This is a genomic window from Citrobacter youngae (genome assembly GCF_003818115.1).
Lineage (GTDB): Bacteria > Pseudomonadota > Gammaproteobacteria > Enterobacterales > Enterobacteriaceae > Citrobacter > Citrobacter youngae.
Map to the genome: position 1 here is coordinate 1 of NZ_RPOI01000048.1, position 6,713 is coordinate 6,713.

A 6,713-nucleotide genomic window follows, 5' to 3' on the forward strand; every position below is an offset into this window, starting at 1 on the left:
TTCCGGCGCGTTATCGATCTGGTCGAATGCACGAGCAGCACCGCCGTAGGTTTTAGCCAGTACGGTAGTGATTGCAGCGGTCAGGGTAGTTTTACCGTGGTCAACGTGGCCGATGGTGCCGACGTTAACGTGCGGTTTTGTACGTTCAAATTTTTCTTTAGACACGGCTATATTCCTTACTATAGTGCTCTCCCCTATGGAGAGAGCACGGGACTTAGGTTTTAATCCTGTGGATTATTTACCACGGGCTTCAATAACGGCCTGAGCAACGTTGTTCGGCGCATCGTCGTACTTCAGGAACTCCATGGAGTAAGAAGCACGGCCTTTGGTCAGAGAACGCAGCTGGGTTGCATATCCGAACATTTCAGACAGCGGAACTTCAGCATGGATAACAACGCCAGTGACGTTGGATTCCTGACCACGAAGCATACCACGACGGCGGCTCAAGTCACCGATTACGTCACCGGTGTTCTCTTCCGGAGTCTCTACTTCAACCTTCATGATAGGCTCAAGCAGAACTGGTTTCGCTTTCTTAAAGCCATCTTTGAAGGCGATAGAAGCGGCCAGTTTAAACGCCAGCTCAGAGGAGTCAACGTCATGGTAAGAACCGAAGTGCAGACGCACGCCCAGATCAACAACCGGGTAACCAGCCAGCGGGCCAGATTTCAGCTGTTCCTGGATGCCTTTATCAACGGCCGGGATGTATTCGCCAGGAATTACACCACCTTTGATGTCGTTGATGAACTCGTAGCCTTTCGGGTTTGAACCCGGCTCCAGCGGGTACATGTCGATAACAACATGACCGTACTGACCGCGACCACCAGACTGCTTAGCGTGTTTACCTTCGATATCGGTAACTTTCGCGCGAATCGCTTCACGGTAAGCAACCTGAGGTTTACCGACGTTCGCTTCAACGTTGAATTCACGCTTCATACGGTCAACGATGATGTCGAGGTGCAGCTCACCCATACCAGCGATAATGGTCTGGTTAGATTCTTCGTCAGTCCATACGCGGAATGACGGGTCTTCTTTAGCCAGACGGCCCAGAGCCAGACCCATTTTTTCCTGGTCAGCTTTGGTTTTCGGTTCTACCGCGATGGAAATTACCGGCTCAGGGAATTCCATACGTTCCAGAATGATCGGGTGATCCGGGTCACACAGAGTGTCACCAGTGGTCACGTCTTTCAGACCGATAGCAGCAGCGATATCGCCCGCGCGAACTTCTTTGATCTCTTCACGTTTGTTAGCGTGCATCTGTACGATACGGCCGAAACGTTCACGTGCAGTTTTCACGGAGTTCAGGATGGTGTCACCGGAGTTAACCACACCAGAGTACACGCGGAAGAAGGTCAGGTTACCCACGAACGGGTCGGTAGCGATTTTGAATGCCAGAGCAGCAAACGGCTCGTCATCGCTAGCATGACGCTCAGCAGGAGTATCTTTACCGTCGTCCAGAATACCGTTGATCGCAGGTACGTCGACTGGGGATGGCAGGTAATCAATTACTGCATCCAGCATCGCCTGAACACCTTTGTTCTTGAACGCAGAACCACAGGTTACCAGGATGATTTCGTTGTTCAGAACACGCTGACGCAGAGCTTTTTTGATCTCTTCTTCAGTCAGTTCTTCACCACCCAGGTATTTCTCCATCAGCTCTTCTGAAGCTTCCGCAGCGGACTCGATCAGGTTCTGGTGCCATTCTTCAGCCAGTTCCTGCATGTCAGCCGGGATATCTTCATAAGTGAAGGTTACGCCTGCATCTTCTTCGTTCCAGTTGATGGCTTTCATTTTCACCAGGTCAACAACACCGGTGAACGCTTCTTCAGCGCCAATTGCCAGCTGCAGCGGAACAGGGTTCGCGCCCAGACGGGTTTTGATCTGACCAACAACTTTCAGGAAGTTCGCACCCATACGGTCCATTTTGTTAACGAACGCAATGCGCGGAACTTTATATTTGTTTGCCTGACGCCATACGGTTTCAGACTGAGGCTGAACACCACCAACTGCGCAGTAAACCATTACTGCACCATCAAGCACACGCATGGAACGTTCTACTTCGATTGTGAAGTCAACGTGCCCCGGGGTGTCGATGATGTTTACGCGATGCGGTTCGTACTGCTTAGCCATACCAGACCAGAATGCAGTAGTCGCTGCGGAGGTGATAGTAATACCACGCTCCTGCTCCTGCTCCATCCAGTCCATGGTGGCTGCGCCGTCATGAACTTCACCGATTTTATGGTTTACACCGGTGTAGAACAGAATACGTTCGGTAGTAGTGGTTTTACCGGCGTCGATGTGCGCACTGATACCGATGTTACGGTAGCGCGCGATGGGTGTTGTACGAGCCATTTGATTCCTCGTTTATCTTTTAGGCGTTCAATTTAAGTAGCCCAAAGCGGGCTGCTTACTAGAAGCGCCCGCCTGGTGACTAAAACTCCGAAGGGATTACCAACGGTAGTGTGCGAACGCCTTGTTGGCTTCTGCCATACGGTGAACGTCTTCACGTTTCTTAACTGCAGTACCTTTGTTTTCTGCAGCATCAGAAAGTTCGTTCGCCAGGCGCAGAGCCATGGATTTATCACCGCGTTTACGAGCAGCTTCAACGATCCAACGCATTGCCAGAGCATTACGACGGACCGGACGGACTTCAACTGGTACCTGATAAGTAGAACCACCAACGCGGCGAGACTTAACTTCGACAGTCGGGCGCACGTTTTCGAGAGCTACTTCGAAAGCTTCCAGTTCGTTTTTACCAGAACGCTGAGCCAGGGTCTCCAGCGCGCTGTATACGATAGTTTCAGCAGTAGATTTTTTACCATCTACCATCAGGATATTTACAAATTTAGCCAGCAGTTCTGATCCGAACTTCGGATCCGGCAGAATTTTACGCTGACCAATGACGCGACGACGTGGCATGGAAATACTCCGTTGTTAATTCAGGATTGTCCAAAACTCTAAGAGTTTAGTTTGACATTAATATAAAACGTTTGGCCTTACTTAACGGAGAACCATTAAGCCTTAGGACGTTTCACGCCATACTTGGAGCGTGATTGCTTACGGTCTTTAACGCCGGAGCAGTCAAGCGCACCACGAACGGTGTGGTAACGAACACCCGGGAGGTCTTTTACACGACCGCCACGGATCAGGATCACGGAGTGCTCCTGCAGGTTGTGACCTTCACCACCGATGTAGGAAGTCACTTCAAAACCGTTAGTCAGACGAACACGGCAAACTTTACGCAGTGCGGAGTTCGGTTTTTTAGGAGTGGTAGTATATACACGAGTACATACGCCACGTTTCTGCGGGCATGCTTCCAGCGCAGGCACGTTGCTTTTTGCAACTTTGCGTGCACGTGGTTTGCGTACCAGCTGGTTAACTGTTGCCATTAAATAGCTCCTGGTTTTAGCTTTTGCTTCGTAAACACGTAATAAAACGACCTCATACAATATGAGGACGCAGAATTTTAGGTCGGTGTCGAAAAGGTGTCAAGAAATATACAACGATCCCACAATTACCAGGACATCTGGCTGGGATGCTTCACCGTAAGTCTGACGAAGTCAGTATAGCTAACCCTGACGACACTGTCTGAAATTTGACCACTCAACCCGCGAGCCTTAATGTCTTCTTCCAGTACATAGACCTTAATGGAGGCATTTTGCAGACTTTCAAGAAAACGGCTTCCTTCGATTGCTGCCGTCACGCCATCCTGGAGCAATAAAAGTTCATCGTCTTTATCAATCAGACGAAGAAGAGAGGAGAAATCGGTAAGCCACGCGGAGCGATGTAGTGTGTGCAGCATGAGAGTTTCAAAACCTTAAAATGACGTCAAAGTTGCCTAACTCACGGCGTAAATCTTCCGGTTCAAGCGCCGTCGCATCAACCACAAAATTCGCCCCCTCTGCCAGGCCTCGCTCACGCAATGAGGCCGCACAAAGCCAGCATTGTTCTATATCGTACAATCCTAACAGTTTGAAAGTAGCAATATAGTCTCGCGCCAGAACGACATCCGGTTGTTGCCCCTGGAGGATCTGGAAGACACCATCACCGATAAAGAACACACCGAGATCTTCCGTTAATGCAGATGTCGCCAGTAAAGCATCCAGTCCTTCGCGGCCGGATGCGCTGCCGTGCGGCACAGTAGAAAAAACAAAGGCAACACGTTTCATTAAAACTGCACCACGCGATCGCACGTCAGGGATGCTTCAGCCAGCGATCCAAGACCGCTGAGAGTAAATCCTGATTGTAAATTAGCACCAGACAACCCTAGCCGTGTTGCTTCAGTCTCATCAACAACACCACGCCGCAAGGCTGCCGCAACACAGATATTCAGCGCCACACCATGCTGTTGGTGAAGCTTTTGCCAGGCTCGAACTAAATCAAATTCATCACTGGCGGGCGATGTCAGAACGTTCGCGTTATACACGCCCTCACGATAAAAGAAAACGCTACACAACTCGTGTCCTTCTTCGAGTAGCGCATGCGCAAATTGCAATGCGCTACTCGCTTGCTGTGTACCGTAGGCGGGCCCGGTTACCATGATGGCAAAACGCATTACTTATCTTGCCCCTGGAAATCACCGCTTTTGAACTGGCGAATATAGAGGTAGACCGTGTGCTTAGAGATGTTCAGACGATCGGCGACCTGATTGATCGCATCTTTAATATCGAAGATCCCTTTCTCATACAGGTTCAGGACAATCTGACGATTCTTGGCATTGTTGGAGACATTACGATCGGCGTTCACTTCTTCAATGGTGAACTCCAGCGTCTGCGTCACCAGATCTTCGACTGAGGACGCGAAGTTCACGGCTGATCCCACTTCCGGGGTCTCCGGCGGGATAAAGGTATTCATTATCTGCGAGAAAGGAACATCAAGGTTCATGTTGATGCACAGCAGACCAATCACGCGATGCTCACGGTTGCGAATGGCAATCGTCACCGACTTCATCAAGACACCGCTTTTCGCGCGTGTGAAATAACACTTCGACACGCTGCTATCCGCACCCGTCATATCATGCAGCATACGCAACGCAAGGTCGGTAATCGGCGAGCCAATTTTACGGCCCGTGTGTTCACCGTTAGCGATGCGAATGGCCGAGCATTTCAAATCCTGCAAAGAGTGCAATACGATTTCACAATGGGAACCAATGAGCATCGCCAACCCGTCCACTACCGCTTCGTAGGATTTGAGGATATCGAAGTCGGTTTGATCGAAAGGACGTTGATCCAGCAAATCTAGCTCACTGGTTTCGTTGGTTAAAAGCGACCTGGACATGAAAAAAAGCACTCCTTTTCAGGAGCCTGTCGTTATGTTGTCAGGGCAGGCTCATCACTATTATAGGGGCATCTAAAGTAATACAGCGCACAAGGCGCTTTCCAGTATTAATTATATCCTGTCGATAATAAAAAACCGCCGCCCTGTGGGCGGCGGTTTTTGTTAGCTTATTTTTTGCTACTGTCTGCAGCTTTATCTGCCGGTGCAGCATCTGGCTGCGCGTCAGCTTTCGGTGCCGGTTTGATGTCTAACAGTTCAACATCAAAGACCAGCGTAGAGTTGGCCGGAATACCCGGGACGCCTGTTTTGCCGTAAGCCAGATCCGGTGGGATAACCAGCTGGATTTTGCCGCCTTTCTTGATGTTTTTCAGGCCTTCAGTCCAGCCAGGGATTACACCGTCAAGACGGAAAGAGAGCGGCTCACCACGGGTATAAGAGTTATCAAACTCTTTACCATCGATCAGCGTACCTTTGTAGTTGACTACCACGGTATCGCTGTCTTTCGGTGCAGCGCCGGTACCTTCTTTCTCTACTTTGTAGACCAGGCCAGTAGCAGAGGTTTTAACGCCTTTCTCTTTAGCAAATTTCTCGCGGTAAACTTTACCTTTGGCTTCATTGTCAGCCGCGTCTTTTTCCATTTTCGCCTGAGCGGAGCTCTTCACGCGCGCTTCAAACGCCTGCAGAGTTTGTTCGATTTCCTGGTCAGACAGTTTGCTCTTGTCTGCAAACGCATCCTGAACACCAGCGATCAGCTGATCTTTATCCAGTTTGATGCCCAGTTTTTCCTGCTCTTTCAGAGAGTTTTCCATATAACGACCCAGGGACGCGCCCAGCGCGTAAGCGGCTTTTTGGTCGTCATTCTTGAATGCTGCTTTGCTGTCAGCAGTAGCGGCTGGTTTCGCAGCATCAGCAGCGAAAGTGATCGGGGCATGCAGAGCAACAGCCATTGTGGTCGCCAGCAGCGTTACTTTAAACAGTGATTTCATCCATATCTCCAGGGCCGGGGCATCTCACCCCAAGGTTAACTAACATAAAAATGTACTATAAAGCGTTGCAGAACAAATCAACATACAGGCACGCCCTATTATCACCACTTTTCAGACTCTTTTTGTTTAAATTAGTTTCGTTACCGAAGATTGAGTGCTGTGCAAACAGGCAAAGTTAAGTAGAATTCGCCGCAGTCCGCGATCTGCCGGAGAAAAAAGAAAGAGGTGAATCATGCAGGATACAACAATGGAAACTCGCCTGGCTGAACTGGAAAGTCGCCTGGCATTTCAGGAGATAACCATTGAAGAGCTCAACGTGACAGTGACCGCGCATGAACTGGAAATGGCCAAACTGCGCGACCATCTGCGTCTGCTGACGGAAAAGCTCAAAGCAACGCAACCGTCCCACATCGCGTCGCAGTCTGAAGAGACCCCTCCGCCACATTATTGAGA

The 6,713-nt window shown here is 49.9% G+C and carries 10 protein-coding genes; 1 reads left to right on the forward strand and 9 read right to left on the reverse strand.

The annotated features are described in order from the left end of the window. The 9 genes from EHN13_RS23765 to fkpA all read right to left on the reverse strand — a co-directional run. Positions 1-165: GTP-binding protein (locus EHN13_RS23765; RefSeq protein ID WP_001326213.1), on the reverse strand; the 165-nt coding region annotated here is incomplete at its 3' end. Positions 166-234: 69 nt separating this feature from the next. After that, entirely contained in the window at positions 235-2,349 is a 2,115-nt protein-coding gene (gene fusA / locus EHN13_RS23770; RefSeq protein WP_003023659.1) for an elongation factor G, read from the reverse strand. 96 nt (positions 2,350-2,445) lie between these two features. Then, entirely contained in the window at positions 2,446-2,916 is a 471-nt protein-coding gene (gene rpsG, locus EHN13_RS23775) for a 30S ribosomal protein S7 (RefSeq protein WP_003023657.1), read from the reverse strand. A gap of 95 nt (positions 2,917-3,011) precedes the next feature. Further along, positions 3,012-3,386 (reverse strand): 30S ribosomal protein S12, encoded by a 375-nt coding sequence (gene rpsL / locus EHN13_RS23780; protein ID WP_003023654.1) that lies wholly within the window; start codon positions 3,384-3,386, stop codon positions 3,012-3,014. 125 nt (positions 3,387-3,511) lie between these two features. Continuing rightward, positions 3,512-3,799, reverse strand: a complete 288-nt coding sequence (gene tusB / locus EHN13_RS23785) for a sulfurtransferase complex subunit TusB (RefSeq protein WP_003023651.1) — start codon at positions 3,797-3,799, stop codon at positions 3,512-3,514. 7 nt (positions 3,800-3,806) lie between these two features. Beyond that, positions 3,807-4,166: a sulfurtransferase complex subunit TusC gene (tusC, locus tag EHN13_RS23790; RefSeq protein WP_048213526.1), complete on the reverse strand. Its 360-nt coding sequence runs from the start codon at positions 4,164-4,166 to the stop codon at positions 3,807-3,809. Then, positions 4,166-4,552: a sulfurtransferase complex subunit TusD gene (tusD, locus tag EHN13_RS23795; RefSeq protein WP_005121677.1), complete on the reverse strand. Its 387-nt coding sequence runs from the start codon at positions 4,550-4,552 to the stop codon at positions 4,166-4,168. The genes tusC and tusD overlap by 1 nt, the downstream gene beginning before the upstream one ends. Beyond that, entirely contained in the window at positions 4,552-5,274 is a 723-nt protein-coding gene (locus EHN13_RS23800; RefSeq protein WP_003023643.1) for a helix-turn-helix transcriptional regulator, read from the reverse strand. The genes tusD and EHN13_RS23800 overlap by 1 nt, the downstream gene beginning before the upstream one ends. A gap of 167 nt (positions 5,275-5,441) precedes the next feature. Next, positions 5,442-6,260 (reverse strand): FKBP-type peptidyl-prolyl cis-trans isomerase, encoded by an 819-nt coding sequence (gene fkpA, locus EHN13_RS23805; protein ID WP_003023641.1) that lies wholly within the window; start codon positions 6,258-6,260, stop codon positions 5,442-5,444. Between the two features lie 232 nt (positions 6,261-6,492). Between fkpA and EHN13_RS23810 the strand changes: the two genes are divergently transcribed. After that, positions 6,493-6,711 (forward strand): protein SlyX, encoded by a 219-nt coding sequence (locus EHN13_RS23810; protein ID WP_003023639.1) that lies wholly within the window; start codon positions 6,493-6,495, stop codon positions 6,709-6,711. Positions 6,712-6,713 lie beyond the last annotated feature (2 nt).